The 20,013-nt window shown below is 68.8% G+C and carries 22 protein-coding genes; 12 read left to right on the forward strand and 10 right to left on the reverse strand.

Going from position 1 to position 20,013, the window contains the following annotated elements; all coding sequences use genetic code 11:
- Positions 1–187: 187 nt before the first annotated feature.
- Both KNO15_RS04935 and KNO15_RS04940 read right to left on the reverse strand, forming a co-directional pair.
- Positions 188–1,543 (reverse strand): hypothetical protein, encoded by a 1,356-nt coding sequence (locus KNO15_RS04935; RefSeq protein ID WP_241702314.1) that lies wholly within the window; start codon positions 1,541–1,543, stop codon positions 188–190.
- 179 nt (positions 1,544–1,722) lie between these two features.
- A complete protein-coding gene (locus KNO15_RS04940) occupies positions 1,723–2,787 on the reverse strand; it encodes an NAD(P)H-dependent flavin oxidoreductase (RefSeq protein WP_241702315.1) in 1,065 nt (354 codons plus the stop codon).
- Between the two features lie 200 nt (positions 2,788–2,987).
- On the opposite strand from KNO15_RS04940, the gene KNO15_RS04945 reads away from it, so the two are divergent.
- From KNO15_RS04945 to KNO15_RS04970, 6 genes are all read left to right on the forward strand, one after another.
- Positions 2,988–3,680, forward strand: coding sequence for an alpha/beta hydrolase family protein (locus KNO15_RS04945; protein WP_241702316.1), 693 nt, complete (start codon positions 2,988–2,990; stop codon positions 3,678–3,680).
- Positions 3,681–3,838: 158 nt separating this feature from the next.
- Positions 3,839–4,168, forward strand: coding sequence for a PadR family transcriptional regulator (locus KNO15_RS04950; RefSeq protein ID WP_307794729.1), 330 nt, complete (start codon positions 3,839–3,841; stop codon positions 4,166–4,168).
- A gap of 1 nt (position 4,169) precedes the next feature.
- Positions 4,170–4,544, forward strand: a complete 375-nt coding sequence (locus KNO15_RS04955; RefSeq protein WP_241702317.1) for a DUF1048 domain-containing protein — start codon at positions 4,170–4,172, stop codon at positions 4,542–4,544.
- A complete protein-coding gene (locus KNO15_RS04960) occupies positions 4,541–5,350 on the forward strand; it encodes an ABC transporter ATP-binding protein (RefSeq protein ID WP_241702318.1) in 810 nt (269 codons plus the stop codon). The genes KNO15_RS04955 and KNO15_RS04960 overlap by 4 nt, the downstream gene beginning before the upstream one ends.
- A complete protein-coding gene (locus KNO15_RS04965) occupies positions 5,350–6,126 on the forward strand; it encodes an ABC transporter permease (protein ID WP_241702319.1) in 777 nt (258 codons plus the stop codon). Before KNO15_RS04960 ends, KNO15_RS04965 begins: the two co-directional genes overlap by 1 nt.
- Positions 6,127–6,244: 118 nt before the next feature.
- Positions 6,245–7,081, forward strand: coding sequence for a hypothetical protein (locus tag KNO15_RS04970; RefSeq protein WP_241702320.1), 837 nt, complete (start codon positions 6,245–6,247; stop codon positions 7,079–7,081).
- Between the two features lie 11 nt (positions 7,082–7,092).
- Here KNO15_RS04970 and KNO15_RS04975 read toward each other — a convergent pair whose 3' ends face one another.
- Positions 7,093–7,659, reverse strand: a complete 567-nt coding sequence (locus KNO15_RS04975; protein ID WP_241702321.1) for a GNAT family N-acetyltransferase — start codon at positions 7,657–7,659, stop codon at positions 7,093–7,095.
- 105 nt (positions 7,660–7,764) lie between these two features.
- Between KNO15_RS04975 and KNO15_RS04980 the strand changes: the two genes are divergently transcribed.
- Positions 7,765–8,307, forward strand: coding sequence for a DapH/DapD/GlmU-related protein (locus KNO15_RS04980; protein ID WP_241702322.1), 543 nt, complete (start codon positions 7,765–7,767; stop codon positions 8,305–8,307).
- Positions 8,308–8,427: 120 nt separating this feature from the next.
- The gene (locus KNO15_RS04985; protein ID WP_241702323.1) at positions 8,428–9,027 is read left to right on the forward strand and encodes a hypothetical protein; all 600 of its coding nucleotides are present in this window, start codon (positions 8,428–8,430) and stop codon (positions 9,025–9,027) included.
- Between the two features lie 59 nt (positions 9,028–9,086).
- Here KNO15_RS04985 and KNO15_RS04990 read toward each other — a convergent pair whose 3' ends face one another.
- From KNO15_RS04990 to KNO15_RS05000, 3 genes are all read right to left on the reverse strand, one after another.
- Positions 9,087–9,374 (reverse strand): immunity protein Imm33 domain-containing protein, encoded by a 288-nt coding sequence (locus KNO15_RS04990; protein WP_241702324.1) that lies wholly within the window; start codon positions 9,372–9,374, stop codon positions 9,087–9,089.
- Between the two features lie 106 nt (positions 9,375–9,480).
- Positions 9,481–9,819: a hypothetical protein gene (locus KNO15_RS04995; RefSeq protein WP_241702325.1), complete on the reverse strand. Its 339-nt coding sequence runs from the start codon at positions 9,817–9,819 to the stop codon at positions 9,481–9,483.
- A gap of 79 nt (positions 9,820–9,898) precedes the next feature.
- Positions 9,899–11,233, reverse strand: coding sequence for a coiled-coil domain-containing protein (locus tag KNO15_RS05000; protein ID WP_241702326.1), 1,335 nt, complete (start codon positions 11,231–11,233; stop codon positions 9,899–9,901).
- Between the two features lie 203 nt (positions 11,234–11,436).
- Here KNO15_RS05000 and KNO15_RS05005 point away from each other — a divergent pair, with 203 nt between their 5' ends.
- The gene (locus KNO15_RS05005) at positions 11,437–12,348 is read left to right on the forward strand and encodes a hypothetical protein (protein ID WP_241702327.1); all 912 of its coding nucleotides are present in this window, start codon (positions 11,437–11,439) and stop codon (positions 12,346–12,348) included.
- Between the two features lie 434 nt (positions 12,349–12,782).
- Here the strand turns inward: KNO15_RS05005 and KNO15_RS05010 are convergent, their stop codons facing one another.
- The 4 genes from KNO15_RS05010 to KNO15_RS05025 form a co-directional block, all read right to left on the reverse strand.
- The gene (locus KNO15_RS05010) at positions 12,783–13,454 is read right to left on the reverse strand and encodes a DUF4304 domain-containing protein (protein WP_241702328.1); all 672 of its coding nucleotides are present in this window, start codon (positions 13,452–13,454) and stop codon (positions 12,783–12,785) included.
- 111 nt (positions 13,455–13,565) lie between these two features.
- Complete coding sequence (locus KNO15_RS05015; RefSeq protein ID WP_241702329.1) at positions 13,566–14,021, reverse strand: DUF4279 domain-containing protein; 456 nt, start codon at positions 14,019–14,021, stop codon at positions 13,566–13,568.
- A gap of 81 nt (positions 14,022–14,102) precedes the next feature.
- Positions 14,103–15,176: a redox-regulated ATPase YchF gene (gene ychF, locus KNO15_RS05020; protein ID WP_241702330.1), complete on the reverse strand. Its 1,074-nt coding sequence runs from the start codon at positions 15,174–15,176 to the stop codon at positions 14,103–14,105.
- Positions 15,177–15,310: 134 nt separating this feature from the next.
- Positions 15,311–16,057 (reverse strand): class I SAM-dependent methyltransferase, encoded by a 747-nt coding sequence (locus tag KNO15_RS05025; RefSeq protein WP_241702331.1) that lies wholly within the window; start codon positions 16,055–16,057, stop codon positions 15,311–15,313.
- Positions 16,058–16,211: 154 nt separating this feature from the next.
- Between KNO15_RS05025 and KNO15_RS05030 the strand changes: the two genes are divergently transcribed.
- The 3 genes from KNO15_RS05030 (at position 16,212) to rmuC (ending at position 19,951) form a co-directional block, all read left to right on the forward strand.
- Positions 16,212–16,793: an exonuclease domain-containing protein gene (locus KNO15_RS05030; RefSeq protein WP_241702332.1), complete on the forward strand. Its 582-nt coding sequence runs from the start codon at positions 16,212–16,214 to the stop codon at positions 16,791–16,793.
- A 191-nt stretch (positions 16,794–16,984) separates the two neighbouring features.
- Positions 16,985–18,424, forward strand: coding sequence for a sugar porter family MFS transporter (locus KNO15_RS05035; RefSeq protein ID WP_241702333.1), 1,440 nt, complete (start codon positions 16,985–16,987; stop codon positions 18,422–18,424).
- A gap of 93 nt (positions 18,425–18,517) precedes the next feature.
- On the forward strand, positions 18,518–19,951 hold the full coding sequence (gene rmuC, locus KNO15_RS05040; protein ID WP_241702334.1) for a DNA recombination protein RmuC: 1,434 nt from the start codon (positions 18,518–18,520) through the stop codon (positions 19,949–19,951).
- The last annotated feature ends 62 nt before the right edge of the window (positions 19,952–20,013 follow it).

Consider the following 20,013-nt stretch of genomic DNA (forward strand, 5'->3'; position numbering starts at 1 on the left):
ACATCGGTGTGCCCGATTCGCGGATGCAAGTACTAGAAAACTGCGCCTACCGTGACCATCTTACAGTGAAATACTTGATTCCTCAATAATTCTGTGTTCGCAGACACCGCCGCCAATACGTGCGTATCGCCGACGAACGACCGCGCCCCCTCCGGATCGGAGGGGGCGCGGCACAGATGACGGACGATCAGAGGACGAAAAGGCTTCCCGCCGAGATCGACGTCCCGCTCGTCGCGCCTTCCACGCGGAGCGATCCGGAGGTGATGTACTCCGGAGCCTTCACACCGCGAATGGTATAGGCGCCACTCGAGTTGACAATCACCGTCGCCGGACCAGTGAACCCTTCGGGATACTTCACGGGGCGCGTGACCGACAGCTGCATGGCGCTTCCGCTGATGTCTTTGGTCTCACCGGGCTTGAAGACGATCGCGGCAGGCACGGTCGAAGATTTCAGACTGACAATGTTGCTCGGTCGGTTGACCAGCGTGATGGTCATCGGCTGGTAGCCGCTCGCACTGAGCACGATGGAACTGACGAGCGCAATTCCGTCCACGGTGCGGCCCGTATCGATGGGGGTCAGCGTGGGCAGGGTGAACGCGCCGGTGGTCGGGTCCACGTTCACGGTCTGGCCATCGACCAAACCTGTCACGTTCGCATACTTGGTTCCGGACGTGGTATCCCAAGTGAGGGTGAGCGTGGCCGGCAGGGCCGCACCGGGAGCGACCCGGTTCACCTTGCCCGTGACGACGTACGTGCCATTCGGGGCCGCGAAGCCCTTGCCCGCCTGGTACATCGCCTGTTGCGTTTCGATGTATCCGAGGACCAGGGTGATCGCGACCGTCGCGGTCCCGTAGCCGGGAGCGCTGGCGGTGATCGAGCCATCGACCGAGCCCGCGGTGACACCGGGGACGACGAACTCGCCGGTCGCCTGATCGACCTGCGCAGTCTCGGGGCCGGAGAACCCCGCCGGATACACCAGAGCCACCTCGGCCGGATACACCCTGCCCGCGGTCCGAGTCAGCGCGCCAGCCAACGCGAAAGTGGACGCCGCAGCCGCATTGACCGAGGACTGCTTGAAGGCGATCGTGCCGGTCGAAACCGGTTCCGTCACCGTGATCAGCGCGGTCTCACCGCGATCATCCACCGTCGCAGTCACCGCCACATCACCCACCTCTTTCAGCACCATCGACGGCGGATAGGCGATACCGGACTCATCCGTGATGACCGTCACCATCTGCGAACCATCCCCACCGAAACCACCCAGAGCCACATCCACGACCATGAACGTCACCGACTTGCCCACCGCAGGAACACCACCCACCAGCACCGTCGCATACACGGCCTCCTGCGCCAGCGTCCCGACCTCTGCCGTGCCCGGCACGACCAATGACAACGCCAGCGCCGGCACCGAAGCCGCAGCCGCCGGCGACGCCACCGTCGCTACGATCACCGGAGCAGCCCACGCGGCCGCACCGATGACCGTGCGCCGCCGCAGCGACGCGTCCTTTGTCGCTGCGGCTTCAGACGGAGTGAATTCGCTCATGACATCCTCTCGTTTCGGGTCAGGGGAAACGGGCGCCGCCGACGGCGTTACGCCCGTGTCGTCAGCGACGGTGAGGCTGGACGGGGGGTGAGCCTTATGTAAGTATAAAAATACCGCGCTGATCTCGCTCATGTTACCGTGACATACTTGATTCTGCAAGCGGCAGGCCGCACGACACCTCAACCGCCGCTCGGGCACCCCGCCGCGAGCTCGGCGAACACCTCGCCTGCGTCGTCGAACCGCGACAACCCCGCACTCTGTCCCATCCAGAGCGAGAGCAGCTCCGGGCGGTCCCCCTGCTCCTGCGCCGCGCGACGGAACACGCCGGTCAGGATGTTCTGCAGCGGGAAGCTCGCACCGGCGCGACTGTGCTCGATCGCCCGCACGGCGCGATTCGGGAGGCCGCGTGCAACCCGACCGCTCATGGCCCGCGTGAGCACGGTGTCGTTGGCCAGCGCGGTGCGGATGCGCGCGCGGTGAGCAGCCGGAGCCGCGGACTGGACCGTGGCGAGGAACACCGTGCCCGCCTGCACAGCCGACGCGCCCAGCGCGAACGCGGCGGCCACACCCCGGCGGTCGGCGACGCCGCCGGCCGCGATCACGGGGATCTCGACCGCGTCGACGACCTGCGGGATGAGCGAGAGTCCGCCGACCAGGCTCCGTTCCGGCTCGAGGAGGAACGAGGGCCGGTGACCCGCGGCCTCGGCTCCGGAGGCGACCACGGCATCCACTCCGCCGGCCTCCAGCGCCCGCGCCTCGGCAACCGTCGTCGCGGCACCGATGACGACGATCCCGCGGCGGTGCGCCTCCTCGATCACGTCGGCCGAGGGCACTCCGAACACGAAGGACAGGGCCGCGGGCCGCGCGTCGAGAGCAGCCTCCAGCTGCTCGTCGAACCGAGGCAGCGGCGCCACGGGCCAATCGGGAGTCCGCACCCCGGCTTCCGCGTACAGCTCGGCCATCCCCTCGACGGCGCGGTCGAACTCCGCGCGGTCGAAGTCGCCGGGATCGCGCTCGCCGGCCTCCCGATGCGGCAGCCACAGGTTCAGGGCGAACGGGCGCTCGGTCCGCGCACGAAGCTCGGCGGCGACCGCGCGGATGCGGCCCCCGTCGTAGCCGTACAGACCGAAGGAGCCCAGGCCTCCCGCCTCGCTCACCGCTGCGGTCAGGTCGACGGACGAGAGCCCGCCGAACGGTCCCAGCACCACCGGCACGTCGATTCCGAGCTCACTGGTCAGGCTCATGCGCACGTCTCCCGATCCGGGCGATTCCGCGAAGAGAGTTCATTGCGCAATCGCAACCATTGGCGTCCCACCGATCATATCGGCGGATCGCCGCGCCGGGACGCGTGGAAGCGCGCCCGTATGACCGTCGCCGCGATCAGCATTTCGAACCATCCGGACCGCCCGGTGCGGCCGGGCCTCGCGACCGGTAGCGTCGTGGTGTGGATGCAGCGGGCGAGGCGGTGATCGAGGTTCCGACCGCGGCCGGCCCCGGGCGGCTGACCGTGGTCGCGGCCGCGCGGCCTCGTGCGGTCCTCTGGCTCGGCCACGGCGCCGGCGGCGGGATCGGCGCCGTCGATCTCACGGTACTCGCGTCCGCGCTCCCCTCCGGCGGGATCACCGTCGTGCGCTACGAGCAGCCGTGGCGGGTCGCGGGCAAGCGCGTGGCCTCGCGGCCGGCCGCGCTCGACGCGGCGTGGCTCGAGACCGCGCCCGTCGTCGACGAGTTCGCCGGCGGCCTGCCAGTGATCGCGGGCGGCCGGAGCGCAGGAGCGCGCGTGGCCTGCCGCACAGCGGGTGCCGCGGGCGCGGTGGCCGTGCTGTGCCTCGCGTTCCCCCTCCATCCTCCCGGTCGCCCCGAGGCCTCGCGCCTCGACGAGCTGTTGACGCCGACCGTGCCCGTGCTCGTGCTGCAGGGCGACCGCGACACGTTCGGCGCCGCCGAGGTGCTTCGCAGCGAGGTCGAGTCGGCGTCCGGGTCGCACGACGTGCGCATCGTGACGGTGCCCGGCGCCGACCACGGGATGAAGACGCTGAAGTCGTCGCCGCTCGGCGCCCGCGACGTGCGCGAGTTGATCGTGGCGAGCGCCGCCGCCTTCATCGATCACGTGCTCGTCACGCCCGCTTCTCCGTAACCGCCCGCCCCGCACTCCCCTCTCCCCTCTCCCGCCTGCCCTTCGGCGGACGCTTCTGCGCGCTCCCGAGAAAGTTCGCTATTCAGTGTTGCTATCTACCGGTACTCGGCGTTACTATCTAGTGGTAGTCAACAGCACTGAGTAGTTAGGAGGAGGTCGTGGGCAAGCAGACCACGGAGATGCTCAAGGGCACGCTCGAAGGCATCGTCCTCGCCATCCTGTCGACCCGGTCCGCGTACGGATACGAGATCACCTCGTGGCTGCGCGACCAGGGCTTCGACGACATCGCCGAGGGCACCGTGTACGCCCTGCTCGTCCGAGTGGAGCAGCGCGGCCTCGTCGACGTGGAGAAGGTCCCCTCCGAGAAGGGACCGCCCCGCAAGGTGTACTCGCTCAACGCAGCGGGACGCGAATACCTCGAAGAATTCTGGAGGACCTGGAGCTTCCTCGCAGAACGGCTTGAACAGCTCCGAGATGGAGGCAAGTGAAATGGCACCGAAGTGGATCGAGCTGGTCACCGGCTCGCTCGAGCAGAAGAAGCAGTACCGGCAGCTCAAGGCCCGCCTGGAGGCTCTCCCCGAGCCCTACAACAGCGTGGCGAAGGCGGTCAACCGCTACCTCATGTACAACGGCGGCATCGTCGACGGCGACACGATCATGACGATGATGGGCGACTTCGTCGACCTCTTCGAGCGCGCGGCCACCGACAGCACTCCGATCCGCGAGATCGTCGGCGACGACCCCGTCGAGTTCGCGGACGAGTTCGCCGCCGCCTACGTCGGCACGCGCTGGATCGACAAGGAGCGCGCCCGTCTCACCGAGGCCGTCGAGGCGGCCGAACGAGCCCAGGAGAAGGAATCATGACCCCGACCACGACAGCCGCCCCGGCCATCCAGGTGCGCGGCCTCGAGAAGTCCTACAAAGACGTTCACGTGCTGCGAGGCGTCGACTTCGAGGTCGAGAAGGGCACGATCTTCGGCCTCCTCGGCTCGAACGGCGCAGGCAAGACCACCGCGGTGAAGATCCTGTCGACTCTGCTCAAGGGCGACAACGGAACCGCGACCGTCAACGGGTTCGACGTCGCCCGCCAGTCGGACGACGTGCGGAGGTCGATCAGCCTCACCGGGCAGTTCGCCGCCGTCGACGAGATCCTCAGCGGACGCGAGAACCTCATCCTGGTCGCCCGGCTCCGCCACCTGAAGAACCCCGCCGGCATCGCCGACGACCTCCTCGCCCGGTTCTCACTGACCGAGGCGGGCGGCCGCAAGGTCGGCACCTACTCGGGCGGCATGCGCCGTCGGCTCGACATCGCGATGAGCCTCATCGGCGAGCCGCCGGTGGTGTTCCTCGACGAGCCGACGACCGGGCTCGACCCGCAAGCGCGCCTCGAGGTGTGGGAGACGGTCAAGCGTCTCGCCGAGCGCGGCACGACCGTACTGCTCACCACGCAGTATCTCGACGAGGCCGAGCAGCTCGCCGACCGCATCGCGATCCTCCATGAGGGCCGCATCATCGCGAACGGCACGCTCGACGACCTCAAGAAGCTCCTCCCGCCGGCGAAGGTCGAATACGTGGAGAAGCAGCCCAGCCTGGAGGACGTGTTCCTCGCCATCGTCGGGCCGTCGGCCTCCCCGGAGACCGCCTCCCCCGCACCCTCGAAGGAGTCCTGATGTCCACCGCCACATTCGTCGCAGACACCACGGTCCTGACCGGCCGGTCCATGAAGCACATCACGCGCAGCCTGGACACCATCATCACGGTCACGATCACGCCGATCGCCCTCATGCTGCTGTTCGTGTTCGTCCTGGGCGGCGCGATCAGCACCGGGCCGGACTCCGGTTCGTACGTGAACTACCTGCTGCCGGGGATCCTGCTGATCACGATCGCATCGGGCATCTCGTACACGTCCTACCGGCTGTTCATGGACCTGCAGGGCGGGATCTTCGAGCGATTCCAGTCCATGCCCATCTCCCGCTCGAGCGTGCTCTGGGCGCACGTGCTCACGTCGCTCGTGTCCAACATGATCTCCGTCGTGCTGGTCGTGCTGGTGGCGCTGCTGATCGGCTTCCGCACCGGGGCGAGCGTGCTCGCCTGGCTGGGCGTCGCCGGCATCCTGGTGCTGTTCACCCTGGCGCTGACCTGGGTGGCGGTCATCGCCGGCCTGTCGGCGAAGAGCGTGGACGGTGCGGGAGCGTTCGCCTACCCGCTGATCTTCCTGCCCTTCATCAGCTCGGCGTTCGTCCCCACGAGCAGCATGCCGGCGCCGGTCGCGTGGTTCGCCGAGCATCAGCCGGTGACGCCGATCGTCGACACGATCCGGGCGCTCTTCGCGCAGCAGCCGGTCAACGGCGACATCTGGATCGCACTGGCCTGGTGCGTCGGCATCCTCGTCGTCGCCTATGGCTTCGCGATGTCGATCTACCGGCGGCGGATCAGCCGCGGGTGAGCCAGGGTCTCCATCCCCCGGCACGGGAACGGCCGTCGATCTTCGGGTCGACGGCCGTTCTGTTCGTCTGGTCGCGGTGGCGCGTGCCGGTCGCGGTGCCGTGCCGTATGCTCGCGCAATGGGGAATCGTGGGGCCGCCGCGCGCATACTGTCCGTCGTCGCTGCCGCGGCCATCGTGGCGTCCGCCGTCTCGGGATGCACGCTGCTGGCACGGCCCGCGACCGGCTCGACGCCGACCCCCACGGCGAGCGCCGAACCGGTGCCGCTCCCGCAGCAGCTGCCGCACACGCTCGTGGCGGGCCAGACCCTCGCGACCGGGAGGCTCGCGGCGGTGCCCCACGACCCGATCGACAGCCCGCGGGCGACGGATCCGCTGACCGGCGAAGTGCGGGTCGTCGTCGACTCGGCCCTGCGCATCGAGGTGCGCGTGCGCCCCGACCACCCGGTGGACGTCGATCCGGACAACCCGGGTCTCGAGCTCACGAGCGACCGCTACGACGGCGGACCCGCAGCGGTCCAGGACAGCCGCCACCCCCTCGGCCACGGAATCGGCGAGAAGCTGCAGACGGACCCCGACGGCGAGCTCGTGATGCCGGTCATGCCCGGGACACGGCAGGATCTCGGCGACTTGAGCTACTTCCATTCGCTCGTCGCGACCGTGCCGGGCGACGAGCGGGCGGTCGCGGCCGCCGCGCTCACCTGGACGACAGCGTCGCCGTTCCCCGACCTCCACCCGGCCGACGGCGGCGCCATCCCGTTCGCACGCGGGACGACGATCGTCGACGGTGGCGCACTGACCGGGTATGTGCCCAATCCATACGACACCCTCTTCGCGGTCTCCCAACGCTTCGGTATCCGCGTGGTCGAGCTGATCTACCTGAACCCCTGGCTCGGGTACATCGACCCCCAGCTGAAGAGCGGGATCGCGATCAACCTGGATCCGGCACGGCGCTGAGGCGGCGGCCCTCAGTCGAGCGCGCGGCGCATGATCCAGCGGACGCTGCCCCCGGAGTGCGCGTCGGTGGCCTGCAGGCGGCTGAACCCGTGCTTCTCGAAGAGCTCGACGGTGCCGACGTAGCCGCTGATCACATCCACCCGCGCGCCGGCGGTCTCGACGGGGTAGCCCTCCACGAGCACCGCGCCGTTCTCGCGCGCGTGCTCGACGGCGCCGTCGAGGAGGTCGTGCATCAGCCCGCGTCTGCGGAAGCCGCCGCGCACCACGAAGCAGACGATCGACCACGGGTCGAGTTCTTCGTCGATGTGCGGGATGGTGCGCGAGTTCATCAGGCGACGGTAGGTCGACTTGGGCGCGACGGAGCACCAGCCCGCGACCTCCCCGTCGGCGTACACCAGCACTCCCGGGCCCGGCTCGGTCTCGCACTCGTGCTGCATGTACTCGATGCGCTCGGCCATGCCGAGTCGAGCATCGCGGTAGGACATGCATACGCAGCCACCGCCGCCCGGCTTGCGGGGCACCATGAAGCTGGCGAAATCGTCCCAGCGACCGGTCGCGGGCAGAACGTCGATGGCCATGGCCCGAGCGTAGCGGGGACGGCCGACAGTGCCGACGCCCGCGTGGCCGTCCCTGTTCTGGCGTGTCCGTCCTTCTGGGGGCCGGGGCGGCGAGAGGATCGTGGGGTGTCCAGTGACCTCCTCATGCGCATCCACTCCCCCGAGTTCCAGGCGATGTCGGAGCGGGTGCTGCGGGCGACCGAGCTGACGTCGCGCTTGAACGTGCTGCCCTTCGACGACGAGGCGGGCAAGGCCACGCTGTTCGAGCAGATCCTGGGGCGGCCCCTGCCGGACCGGGTGACGATCTACCCGCCGTTCTTCACCGACCACGGGCTCAACCTGGAGCTGGCCGAACGGGTCTTCATCAACCAGAACTGCACGTTCCTCGACTACGCGGGCATCCGGCTGGCGCCGCGCGTGATGATCGCGCCCCGGGTCACCTTCATCACGGTCGGGCACCCCGTCGATGTGGACGACCGCCGCATCTGGCTGACCGGCGGCCCGATCGACGTCGCCGAGAACGTGTGGATCGGCGCGGGCGCGACGATCCTCCCCGGCGTCAGCATCGGCCGCGACGCGGTGATCGCGGCCGGCGCCGTGGTCGCGGAGGACGTTCCGGCGGGGACCCTCGTGGCGGGGCCGAAGGGCCGGGTGGTCCGCGAGTTCTGACGCCCGCTCCTCTCGCTGCGCGGCAAATGAGGCGTCTGGGGCGCTCTCTCGTCTCCTTCGGCGCACGTGCGTGCGGCTGGGTAGCGCCACGGCCGCCGCACCGGCGTATGGTGCGGCACCATGGACGACATCACGCATCCGCCGGGCACCACCCGGCGTCCGGAACGTTCGGAGCTCGCCGACTTCGCCGACCGGCTCCGCGGGCAGCTGGCCGGCCTGCCGGTCGGCGAGTTCCCCGGCACGATCGCCACGATCGACGCCGGCCACCTGGCTCGCGACCTCGGCACCGGGGTCGCCCTCACCCTCCCCTCGGCCATCGCCACCGGCGACGTGCTGTTCGCGCCCGACCTCAACCCGGCGTTCTTCTACTCGTGGGACGTCCACCCGAGCCAGCCGCCGGACTGGTTCCGGATCTCGCTGCGCTTCACGCCGGCGGACTTCGGCATCACCGAGCCGCGCGCCTACGACATCTCCTGGACGGTGGTCCCGTTCTTCCTCGACCCCGGCGCGGTGGTGACGGTCGAGGCGTCGGCGAACACGGGCGCGGCGCCCGCGAGCTGGACGCTCGACCAGCCGCAGGTGCGCACCCTCCACGTCGGCACCGCGTCGATCGAGCCGGGCGACACCGTGCACGTCGACCTCGTGCGGGGCAGCGCAGAAGGCAGCTGGATCTGGTTGCAGACGACGATCGGGTATGCGCCGCTGACGTCGGAGGGGTGACGCGGGCGGGGTCGGATGCGGGGCGCGCCGCGAACCGCCGACGGGCCCGATGGACGTACCTACACGTCGGACAGCGAGGGGTCGTGCCACACGTCCTCGTAGCCCGGAGCGACCACGAATCGCGAACCGGGAGGCGACTCCAGCACTCGACCGAGCAGAGGCAAGCGCTCCAGCACGTGGCTCAGATGCCACGGCAGGAAGAAGTCGTCGGCATCCGAGAGCTCGCCCGTCCACAGGTACCACCCGGTGGTGTGGGTGGTGGGCGGGTGGCGGAGGCCGTGAACGGGCCAGCTCCAGGCGCCGCCGATCAGGGACAGGGACGCGCCCACCGTGAGTTCACCGTCCATCTGCGGTCCTCCGATCTCGGTCACAGGGAAGGGGGTTTCGTCGGCTTCCGTCGGGCGCCGCGACCGCGATGCTCCGAGCCGACAGCACCACCGCGGGGCGTCGGCGTCAGAAGTGCGGAACCGCGAACCCGCCAGAAAACAGCACCGCCCCCAGCCCGACCACCGCGAGCCCCACCAGCAGAACGTAGGCGAGCAGACGCATCCCTTCGAACGGTCGACGGGTGCCGGCTGTGGCGATCAGGACGGCGACCGGTACGAGCATGAGAGCGCCGAAGGTGAGCGCCGGTGCGACGCGGACGTCATCGGCGGGGCACGGATACGCGAGCGCACACACCGTGGGGACGCCCTGAGCAAGCCACATCAGCAGCCAGGTCGCGATCAGTATCCCGATCGCCGGAAGGGCCTTCGGGCCGACACTCGAGTGGGCGGATCCGCTGGGTCCCATAGAGCCACTCTCTCAGATCCGCGGCGAAACGGGCACAGGCGCTCCTGATACCCCGGCGCGCGCCCCGCGAGCGCTCCCGTCACATCGGGTCGTTGACATGGAGGTGGTTGCACGTGTCGTAGAAGTCCTGGAAGTGGCGCAGGCCCGGTTCGTCGCCCGCGTTCAGCCTGCATTGCCGCTGCCCCAGACCCGAGCCGTACGGCATGAAGTTGTCGAGCGTCCGGATGAGGGCGAGCGCATTGCTGTCGGCCCCGTTCGTGCCCTGGCCGCCGAGGCTGTAGAAATCCACGGCGTGGCCGCCACCGTTCATGTAGTGCTGGGAGTAGATCCCGGCCCCCTCGATCTGGCCCGTGCAGCGCCGGTTGATGTCGCTGACGCCGACGCTCGAGAACATGTGCTCGGCGATCACCATCGCCTGGAGCACCGAGGTGTCGATGCCGCAGTTGGGCACGGAGCGCCCCTCGGCGATCCAGCGGATCTCGAAGATGTGGTCGGGATAGGAACCCACGAGCTGTCCCGAGTCGACGTAGCCCATCAGCTCCTGCGCGAGGGCGCGGGCGTCGGAGGAGATCGGCCCCGCGTCGCCGGACCTGGCGCGAGCGCGAGCTGCCGCGGCGGCGGCAGCAGCAGCGGCTGCCCGCGCAGCGACCCCCGCCTGATACTGCTGCTCGGTGATCGCCGTGGCGCTCGTGAGGGAGGCGAGCTGCGCCTGGAGTTCGCCCTCGTGGGCGGTCTCCGCCTGCAGCGCCGCGATCATCTGCTTCTGGGCCTCAGCGGCCTTCTCGGCTTCCGCCTGGGCGCGGGCCGCGAGAACGGTGAGCTCATTCTTGGCGGCGGTGGCCTGGTCGCTCGCGGCCTTCGCCAGGTTGTCGTCCTGCGCTGCCCTGGAGTAGATGCCGTTGATGGTGGCCGTCAGCTTGCCCATGCTGCTGAGGCGGGAGAGCAGCGCGCTGGCATCTCTGGAACTGCTGGTGAGCAGTGTGCCCGTGAGATCCGGTCCACCGGAGCGGGCCAGCTTCTCGGCGATCACCGCGGCCTCGCGGTGCGACGCCTGCGCCCTGGCCTTCAGTGCGGACGACCGGGCGGCGAGGTGGTCGGCCTTCTCCTTGCCGACCGCGAGCGCGGACTGCGCGGCCTCGTTCTCCTTGCCACGCTGGATGGCGAGATCCTCTGCCGCCTTGACCTGCGTCTTGAGAGTCTGGACCAGGTTCGTGATCGCCGCCACCTCGGCCTGCTTGGCCGCTTCGCTGGAACGGGCGGCCTGCACGTCGGCCCAGGACGGATAGTTGTCCGCGTACGCCCTCGGGGCGGCCAGCCCGCCCCAGGCGGCGACGCTCGCGACGACGACGCAGATCGCGACCAGCCTCCAGCCGCGAACGACGGAGAGCTGCGTTGCCGGGCGGCCTGGAGACATTCAGTGTCCGAATCGTGGTCGAAGGGAGGTGGGAGGAAGGGGAGGCGCTCACGGCGATCTCGTTGATCGACGCTAAACCCACTGGACGACGGCGCCATGCCGCAACACGCCGCCGCCGCCGGGTGCGACGAGTCGTCGGTCTGCTGGGTGGGAGACCACTCGTCCTCGGACCGCCGGCCGGGAACGACCTCTAGCATGTGCTCATGGGCTCAGTGCACTCGATGGTCCCCACACCGGCTGGCATCGACTGGGGCCACGTCGTCTCCAGTCTTGCGGACTGGCTCACGCTTGCCGCATTCGCGATCACGTCTGTCGGGCTGCTCTCCGCCTTTCTCACCCGCGGGCGATTGCGAAGCGACGTTTCGACTAGACCGTCTTCCCGGTCGTTCACGTGGACGCTGTCGAACGCCGGAGCGAGCCCTGTGCAGCAAATCGCGTACCGCCGCATGTGGATAACGAGAACAGGTCGTGCCGTCGCAGGCGACGGGACCGAACCGCTGCTGCAAGCGTTGTACCCCGGCGAGAACTTCCGTCTCGAGATCTTCGACCCGGACGACGTCACGTGGTACGGAGACGAGCGGGGCGACGAGCTTCGAATGCCATCCCCGTCGCGGGCAGATGGCGCAGTCGTGATACTCACGTGGCGTAACGCTGTGATCCCGTGGAGGCGCAACCGGAGAGTGCACATCCTCATGTTCGGGCAGCCGGTCATCACACCTCGTGGCCGCCGGGAACGTGGCGTCGCCCGCGACATCGGCTCGATCGCCAGCGGCGGCGAACCTGTCGCGATCCGGTTCGAGCTCGCGAAGGCGAATGGCGGCGTGGTGCCTGTGGAAGAGAGCGTTCAGGCCCGCTATCCGCGCGAGATCGCCGAGATCGGGCCGAGCGAGCTGGCACGGGACCCACTCCCTCAGCGGGTCCAGCTCTACCTCGGGTCCGATCTGCTCGCGGACGGACAGCTCGAGGCGTACGCGTTCGCCACCCCTGCACTCGTGGGGGACGGAGGCGATGTGGCTCACCTGCCTGCTCCGCACGAACCTCGAAACTTCATCACGATCGACGGCGAAGAGTTCGATCTGAACGATTCCCATCGCCTGCGCATATTCGGACGGTAGCGGGACGGACATGTACTGCGGCCAACAGAGTTTGATCGAGCTGAGCCTCGACCCACCCGTTGTTGGATCCACCGACGACGAGCGAATGAGATTCGAAGCTCAGACCTGGCCCAGAATCTGGATGGCCTTCTCGCGATCGCCCCGATTGACAGGCACTTCCCTTTGGCGTTCGAATCGAAAGAATCCCCAGATCAGCTAGACGCTACATCTTCGAAATCGAGTTCATCGTCGAGAAACGTCGTACCCCGCAGCTCGCACCCGAGGAGTGCAAGGTCGGCGAGTAGGTCCGCCGGGATGACAGTACCTGAACGAGCTATTCTGCACTGGCCCACGTCAGCTACACATCGAACCGGAACTCCACCACATTACGTCGCGGATCAACGTCACGTTGCTCAAGAGTGAGTCCGAGGTGAAGTCGCACGAGCGCCAGGGTTCTACCGGAGCGGGCCGTCCAGATGCCCCATCCCCCGTTCAGCCAGGTACTCGCGGACGTAAGCCTGGTGCGGCACGTGCGGTTCACGGTCAGAGACCAGTTGGTCGATGTACCACCGGAGCAGGTCCTCAGCTGAAGCCTGATCGCCTCGCGCGATATGGAGGTCCGCGACATCGAGGGCGACTGAGCGGTTGGCGATGCTACCGAACGCGCGATGTCCCTCTGTGGCGTAGGCGGCGAGCACACTATCGGCATCCGGGTACGAGTCCAGCTTCGGTATCGCGTAGTCGACCACGGCAGACAGCACCTCCTCAAGCGACAACCGGTCTCGGAGGTCCCACCACTGGTCCAAACCATCGGGCATCACTTTGCCAAGCCTCCACCGGAGCTGGCAGTTGTACTCGTTGACCCAGCTACCGCGGGGGCTACCCAAACGACCCATGTCCGGCACGTAGACACCCAGATTGACGGTGAATCGACCCCAAAGGTCCGATCCGGGGGCGACAGTCTCGCCAAAACGTTCGTACGGCCCGAGCTGAATCGACACCACATGCACCATGCCGTCGCGAGCCCGGCGGTTGAAGCTGTTGGCCCGTTTGCGGAAGCCGGCAGCTTTGAGAGGGACCGCGAACGCAGCCCCTATCGACTTCGCGATTTCACGGTTCTCCGTCATGGATATCAGCATATGAGGACGTCTCGATGACGCCCGTTCGCCTTGACGCTTGAGCGAAAAGCCCCAGGTCAGCTACACATTGAACCGGAACTCCACAACATTCCGCCGCATTCAAACGTCTCGCAGATCGAGTTCGTCGTCGTCGAGAAACGTCGTTCCCCGCAACTCGCATCCAAGGAGCGCAAGCTCAGCGAGCAGGTCCGGCGGGATGACGAACGTGCCCTGACTATTGTCAGAGTCCGCGGACCACCAGATGACCGTGTCGCATTCCGGCCTCAACGACCGGAGCGCGTCTGCCTTCCCACGAAATGCTTCGATCAAGGCGCGAAGAGAACCGACTCCCGGATCGTCTTCATCATCAACGAGCGAACGATCCGAATCGAAGGACCAATGCGTGCGCTGATGACTCATGTACTCGGCCGACAGCGCTCGGCCCGCCAAGGCTGCTCTCGTCGGCTGGCCGACATCCGCGCCGTTGTGGGGTTCGATTCCGAGCGCGGCGGTTATCTCGGCTACCGTGCGCGTCTCGCTGTAGATCGAGAGAGAGGATCGGTTCGCCACGATCATTCGATCTCTCCTTCGTTGAGGAAGCGGGCGAGGCCCTCGCCCGGTAACATCGATCGAATCTACCGTAAAACCCCTGATCAGCTACACATTGAACCTGAACTCCACCACATCCCCGTCCTGCATCACATACTCCTTCCCTTCCATCCGCGCCTTTCCGCGCGAACGGGCCTCGGCGACGCTGCCCGCGTCGACGAGGTCGTCGAAGGAGATGACTTCGGCCTTGATGAAGCCCTTCTCGAAGTCGGTGTGGATGACGCCGGCCGCCTGGGGGGCCTTCCAGCCCTTGTGGATGGTCCAGGCGCGCGACTCCTTGGGACCGGCCGTCAGGTAGGTCTGCAGGCCGAGGGTGTCGAAGCCGATGCGGGCGAGCTGGTCGAGGCCGCTCTCCGTCTGGCCGGTGGAGGCGAGGAGTTCGGCGGCGTCGGCCGCGTCGAGGTCGATCAGCTCCGACTCCAGCTTGGCGTCGAGGAAGACCGCCTGCGCCGGCGCGACCAGCTCGGCGAGAGCCGCGCGGCGGGCGTCGTCGGTCAGCACGTCCTCGTCCACGTTGAACACGTAGATGAACGGCTTCGCGGTGAGCAGGCCCAGCTCACGGATCGGCTCCAGGTCGATGCTCGAGGTCGAGAGCGGCTTGCCGTCGTTCAGGTACGCGATCGCCTCCCGCGCCGTCTCCAGGACGACCGGCTCGAGCTTGCGGCCCTTGACCTCCTTCTCGTAGCGCTGCTCCGCCTTCTCGAGGGTCTGCAGGTCGGCGAGGATGAGCTCGGTGTTGATCGTCTCCATGTCGCTCGCGGCGTCCACCTTGCCCGCGACGTGCACGACATCGGGGTCGGAGAAGCCGCGCACGACCTGCGCGATGGCGTCGGCCTCCCGGATGTTCGCGAGGAACTTGTTGCCGAGGCCCTCACCCTCGCTCGCGCCCTTGACGATGCCGGCGATGTCGAGGAAGGACACCGGGGCCGGCAGGATGCGCTCGCTGCCGAACAGCTCGGCCAGCTTGTCCAGTCGGGGGTCGGGCAGGTTCACGACACCGACGTTCGGCTCGATGGTCGCGAACGGGTAGTTCGCCGCGAGGGCGTCGTTCTTGGTCAGCGCGTTGAAAAGGGTCGACTTGCCGACGTTCGGGAGTCCGACGATACCGATAGTGAGAGCCACGGTCGTCCATTCTACGGGCGGCCGCAGAGTCCGAAGGGCCGTCGGTCTCGAGGGGCGACCGAGGGGCACGCAGACGCCCTCAAAACTCGCGGGAAGGGGCGCTTGCGTGCCCCTCGGCGACGTCGCGGCCGCGTTCAGCCGCCCAGCGTCGCCCGGTAGCAGCGGGTGACGTACGGGAGCTCGATCGTCTCGGCGCCGGCGAGGTCGGGATGCTCGGCGTGGAGGCGGCGCAGGGAGCCGATGACGGCCGCCTGCGCGCCGGGGTCCTTGGTGATGAAGTAACTGCGCGAGCGCGCGAGATCGAGGAGCCCGTCGAGGCTCATCGCCTGCACCCAGCGCACGTCGAAGCGTTCCAGTGCGCCGAAGGGAGGCCCCACGACGGGATCCTCCTCATCACCGAAGACGGCGTCTCCCGACCCCATCAACTCGCCGAGCTCTCGCACCCACTCGACGTTCTCGTCGCGGTCGTTCCAGACCAGCCCCAGCCTGCCGCCGGGTCGCAGCGCGCGAGCGACCTCGGGGACGGCGACGGCGGGGTCGACCCAGTGCCACGCCTGCGCGGCGACGACCAGCCCGGCGCTCGCGTCGGGCACCGGGAGGCCCTCCGCGCTCCCGAGGCGCACGTCGGCCTCCGGCACCCGCTCGCCGAGCACCTCCAGCATCTGCGGCGACGGGTCGACGGCCACGACCTCGCGGCCCCGGTCGATCAGCGCGCGCGTCAGCTTGCCGGTGCCGGCTCCCAGATCGACGACGGGGCCCTCCGTCCCGTCGGTCAGCCAGGCGACGGCGTCCGCCGGGTAGCCCGGCCGCGACGCGTCGTAGATCCGCGCCGCCCGGTCGAACGACCGCGCGTGCGCCTCCCGTTCCCGCCTCTGCTGCATACCGCGACCCTACCCGCCGGCGACTCCGCACGAACTCCGCCCGGAAGACACGCGAGCACGCGGATCGTCCACGCACTCGGCGGCCGGTCACGGATTTCGGGCGTGCTCGGCGATGCGCGCGGGCGACGTCGGTGGGCCATGCAAGCATTCAGGCGTGCCACTGGACTTCACCGCCATCGACTTCGAGACAGCGAACTCCTCTGCGGCGTCCGCGTGTTCGGTCGGACTGGTCAAGGTGCGCGACGGCCGCGTCGTCGACCGGGCGAGCTGGTTCATCCGGCCGCCGCTCGGGCACGACCTGTTCCAGGAGTGGAACGTGCGCATCCACGGGATCCAGCCGGAGGACGTCGCGGGAGCCGCAGGCTGGGTCGACCAGCTCGCCGACCTCGTGGAGTTCGCGGAGGACGACCACCTGGTGGCGCACAACGCCGGCTTCGACATGGGCGTGATCCGCGCGGCCTGCGCCGCCACGTTCGTCTCCTGTCCCGAATACCGCTACCTCTGCAGCCTCCAGGTCGCCCGACGCACCTATCACCTGGAGTCGTACCGCCTCCCGGTCGCGGCGATGGCGGCGGGGTTCGAGGACTTCCACCACCACGACGCGCTCGCCGACGCCGAGGCCTGCGCCGCGATCGTGGTGCACGCCGCCCGCCGGCACGAGGCGGCAACGATCGACGACCTCTCCGCGCTCACCGGCGCCCGCATCGGGCGCATCGGGATGCCCGCGGCCGCATAGCGGCGCCCACCGCGACTCCACGTCCCGCGACGAGCGGGCAGAACACCGCGCGTGCCTGGACGACCGGACTGCGCTCGCCGCCGACGCCGCCTGTGCGGATACCGCATCTACGCCCCAGGAATACAAGCGTTGCAACTTCGCACGTCTGGTTCTAATGTCCAGACATAGCAACAACACGCGAAGGAGCGCTCATGACCGCATCTCCCGATCCTGGAACGACGACCTCGGCCCCCGCCGCGCCCGCCGACCCGCCCCATCCGGACGACCGGCGCGCGCGGCGGTTCCTGCGCAGGATCGCCGTGCTGGCCACGTTCGGCGGCCTCCTGTTCGGCTATGACACCGGCGTCATCAGCGGCGCCCTGCCGTTCATGCAGTTCGATCAGCGCCCGCTCACTCCGCTCGAAGAGGGGACCATCGTCTCCTCGCTGCTGTTCGGCGCGGCCCTCGGCTCGTTCCTCGGCGGCCGCATCGCAGACCGCCGGGGCCGTCGCCGGCTCATCGCCGTGCTGGCCGTCGTCTTCTTCGTCGCAGCGCTCGCCTGCGCGTTCGCCCCGTCGATCGGCGTGATGATCGCCGCCCGGTTCGCGCTGGGCCTCGCCGTGGGCGGCGCCTCCGTCGTCGTGCCGATGTACCTCGCCGAGCTGTCCCCCGCCGCGCGCCGTGGACGCATCGTGACCCAGAACGAGCTCATGATCGTCTCGGGCCAGCTGGCGGCGTTCGTCGTGAACGCAGTGCTCGCCGCGGTGATCCCCGAGCACGCTGCCGTCTGGCGCTGGATGCTGGTCGTGGCGTCGCTGCCCGCCGTCGTGCTGTTCTTCGGGATGCTGGTCGTGCCGGAGAGTCCGCGCTGGCTGATCCTGCACGGCCGTTTCGCCGAGGGTGTCGCCGTGCTGCGCCGCATCCGCGCCGAGGAGCAGGCCGAGCGGGAGGCCGCCGAGATCCGCCGCCACGACGAGCGCGCGGCGCGCACCCCGCTGCTGCGCGAGCTCGCGGTGCCGTGGATCCGACGCGTCTTCGTCATCGGGCTCGGCATCGCGATGGTGCAGCAGCTGACCGGGGTCAACTCGATCATGTACTACGGCGTGCAGATCCTGCAGCGCTCCGGGTTCGACCAGCAGGGCGCGCTGATCGGGCAGATCGCCAACGGCGTGATCTCGGTGCTCGCGACGTTCGTCGGGATCGCCCTCCTCGGGCGCGTCGGCCGACGACCTCTGCTGATCGCCGGGCTGATCGGCACCACGACCTCCCTCCTCCTGGTCGGCGGCGCCTCCGCGCTGCTCGCCGGATCCCCCGCGTTGCCGTTCGTGGTCCTCTCGCTCACGGTGACGTTCCTCGCCTTCCAGCAGGGCGCCGTCTCCCCGGTGACCTGGCTGATGCTCGCCGAGATCTTCCCTGCCCGTATCCGGGGCGCGGCCTTCGGCCTGGCGGCCCTCGTGCTCTGGCTGACGAACTTCCTCGTCGGCTTCCTCTTCCCGCAGTTGGTCGACGGGCTCGGGATCTCGCCCACGTTCTTCCTCTTCGCGGTCGTCGGCGTCGGCGCCGTGGCCTTCGTCGCCCGCTGCCTGCCCGAGACGCGCGGACGCAGCCTCGAAGGGCTCGAAGAGGAGCTGAGGTCGCGGTTCACGCGCTGAACGACGGCACGGAGGCGGGCGGTGCGGGACGATTTCCCGCCCCGCCCGCCGTCGTTCGCGGCCGGTGTCGGCGGCCGCTGCCACACTGAGGCCATGGACACACTCGCCCTGCTTCTCGGACTCCTCGTGGGCCTCATCGTCGGCGCCGCGGTGGCGGGATTCGCTGTCGCGAGGCTGCTGCGCGGACGGGAGGCGGCTGCCGAGCAGGCTGAGAGTCCCGCGATCGTCGCGGCCCGCCACGAGAAGGAGCTCGTCGAGGTCCGCGCGGCCGAGGCCGGCGTCCAGTCGCAGCTCCGCGCCGACCTCGCGTCCGCCGACACCCGCGTCGACGCACTGCAGGAGCAGTTGCGCGGCGTGCAGGAGCAGTTGCGCGAGACGGAGGAGCGGCACCGCGCCGAGCTGCTAGCCCAGAGCGAGCGCGAGCGCGCCGAGAGCAAGGTCCTGCAGGCGCTCGCGCCGGTTCGGGAGAGCCTCACCGACATGCAGCGCAAGGTCGTCGAGCTCGAGACCCAGCGTCACCAGCAGCACGGCCAGCTCGCCCAGCAGCTGCGCTCGGCCGCCGAGTCCGAGGAGCGGCTGCGCAGCACCGCGGAGTCGCTGGCGTCGGCACTGCGCTCCAACAGCACCCGCGGCGTGTGGGGCGAGACCCAGCTCCGCAGCGTCGTGGAGGCCGCCGGCCTGATCGAGCGGGTCGACTTCGACGTGCAGTCGAGCATCCACTCGGAGTCCGGAGCCGGGCGCCCCGACATGATCATCCGGCTCCCCGGCGGCAAGAGCATCGCGCTCGACGCGAAGGTGCCGTTCAACGCCTACCTGGAGGCCAGCCAGATCCCGGCGACAGCGACCGGCGCCGAGGGCGCGCAACGCGAAGCGCTCCTCAAGCAGCATGTGAAGGCGGTCCGTGACCACATCACCACCCTGGGCAGCAAGGCGTACTGGACGGGCCTGGAGTCGTCGCCCGAGCTGGTGATCGCGTTCATCCCGAGCGAGTCGCTGGTCTCGTCGGCGATGGAGGCCGACCCCTCGATCATGGAGTTCGCCTTCGGCAAGCGCGTCGCGCTCGCCTCGCCGGTGACCCTGTGGTCGGTCCTGAAGACGGTCGCGTTCAGCTGGCAGCAAGACGTGCTCACCCAGGACGCCAAGCAGCTCTTCGACCTCAGCCGCACGCTCTACACACGCCTGGGGACCACGGCCGGGCACATCGAGAAGCTGGGCCGTTCGATCGAGCGCACGGTCAAGGACTACAACGGCTTCGTCGGGTCGTTCGAGCGCCAGGTGTTCCCCGCCGCGCGCAAGCTCGGCACGCTCGACGAGTCCAAGATCATCGGCACGCTCGACGGCATCGAGGAGTCCCCGCGCGAGCTCACGGCGTTCGAACTCGTGAGCGAGCTCGAGGCGCAGGCGGACGGGCGAACCCGTGTGGAGGCCGACCTCGACGAAGCGCGCGACATGCACGGCATCGACAAGCTCGCCCTCGAAGAGAAGCAGCGCGCCGACGCGCACGACGCGGAGTCAGGCGCCGCCTGACAGCCCGTGAGATTTGCGCCGAATGTGGCGATAGCGACGTTCTATCGCCACATTCGGCGCAA

The sequence above is a fragment of the Leifsonia shinshuensis genome (assembly GCF_022606355.1).
GTDB lineage: Bacteria > Actinomycetota > Actinomycetes > Actinomycetales > Microbacteriaceae > Leifsonia > Leifsonia shinshuensis_B.

What these genes read in the sequence shown, in the direction of transcription:
- KNO15_RS04955 (WP_241702317.1), top strand. Translation starts at nt 4,170, where the DNA reads ATGGCACCGAAGTGGATCGAGCTGGTCACCGGCTCGCTCGAGCAGAAG.
- KNO15_RS04940 (WP_241702315.1), bottom strand. Translation starts at nt 2,787, where the DNA reads ATGAGCCTGACCAGTGAGCTCGGAATCGACGTGCCGGTGGTGCTGGGA.
- KNO15_RS05000 (WP_241702326.1), bottom strand. Translation starts at nt 11,233, where the DNA reads ATGTCTCCAGGCCGCCCGGCAACGCAGCTCTCCGTCGTTCGCGGCTGG.
- KNO15_RS05015 (WP_241702329.1), bottom strand. Translation starts at nt 14,021, where the DNA reads ATGATCGTGGCGAACCGATCCTCTCTCTCGATCTACAGCGAGACGCGC.
- KNO15_RS04970 (WP_241702320.1), top strand. Translation starts at nt 6,245, where the DNA reads ATGGGGAATCGTGGGGCCGCCGCGCGCATACTGTCCGTCGTCGCTGCC.
- KNO15_RS04935 (WP_241702314.1), bottom strand. Translation starts at nt 1,543, where the DNA reads ATGAGCGAATTCACTCCGTCTGAAGCCGCAGCGACAAAGGACGCGTCG.
- KNO15_RS04960 (WP_241702318.1), top strand. Translation starts at nt 4,541, where the DNA reads ATGACCCCGACCACGACAGCCGCCCCGGCCATCCAGGTGCGCGGCCTC.
- KNO15_RS05025 (WP_241702331.1), bottom strand. Translation starts at nt 16,057, where the DNA reads ATGCAGCAGAGGCGGGAACGGGAGGCGCACGCGCGGTCGTTCGACCGG.
- KNO15_RS04975 (WP_241702321.1), bottom strand. Translation starts at nt 7,659, where the DNA reads ATGGCCATCGACGTTCTGCCCGCGACCGGTCGCTGGGACGATTTCGCC.
- rmuC (WP_241702334.1), top strand. Translation starts at nt 18,518, where the DNA reads ATGGACACACTCGCCCTGCTTCTCGGACTCCTCGTGGGCCTCATCGTC.
- KNO15_RS04985 (WP_241702323.1), top strand. Translation starts at nt 8,428, where the DNA reads ATGGACGACATCACGCATCCGCCGGGCACCACCCGGCGTCCGGAACGT.
- KNO15_RS04965 (WP_241702319.1), top strand. Translation starts at nt 5,350, where the DNA reads ATGTCCACCGCCACATTCGTCGCAGACACCACGGTCCTGACCGGCCGG.
- KNO15_RS04995 (WP_241702325.1), bottom strand. Translation starts at nt 9,819, where the DNA reads ATGGGACCCAGCGGATCCGCCCACTCGAGTGTCGGCCCGAAGGCCCTT.
- KNO15_RS05035 (WP_241702333.1), top strand. Translation starts at nt 16,985, where the DNA reads ATGACCGCATCTCCCGATCCTGGAACGACGACCTCGGCCCCCGCCGCG.
- KNO15_RS05010 (WP_241702328.1), bottom strand. Translation starts at nt 13,454, where the DNA reads ATGACGGAGAACCGTGAAATCGCGAAGTCGATAGGGGCTGCGTTCGCG.
- KNO15_RS04990 (WP_241702324.1), bottom strand. Translation starts at nt 9,374, where the DNA reads ATGGACGGTGAACTCACGGTGGGCGCGTCCCTGTCCCTGATCGGCGGC.
- KNO15_RS05005 (WP_241702327.1), top strand. Translation starts at nt 11,437, where the DNA reads ATGGGCTCAGTGCACTCGATGGTCCCCACACCGGCTGGCATCGACTGG.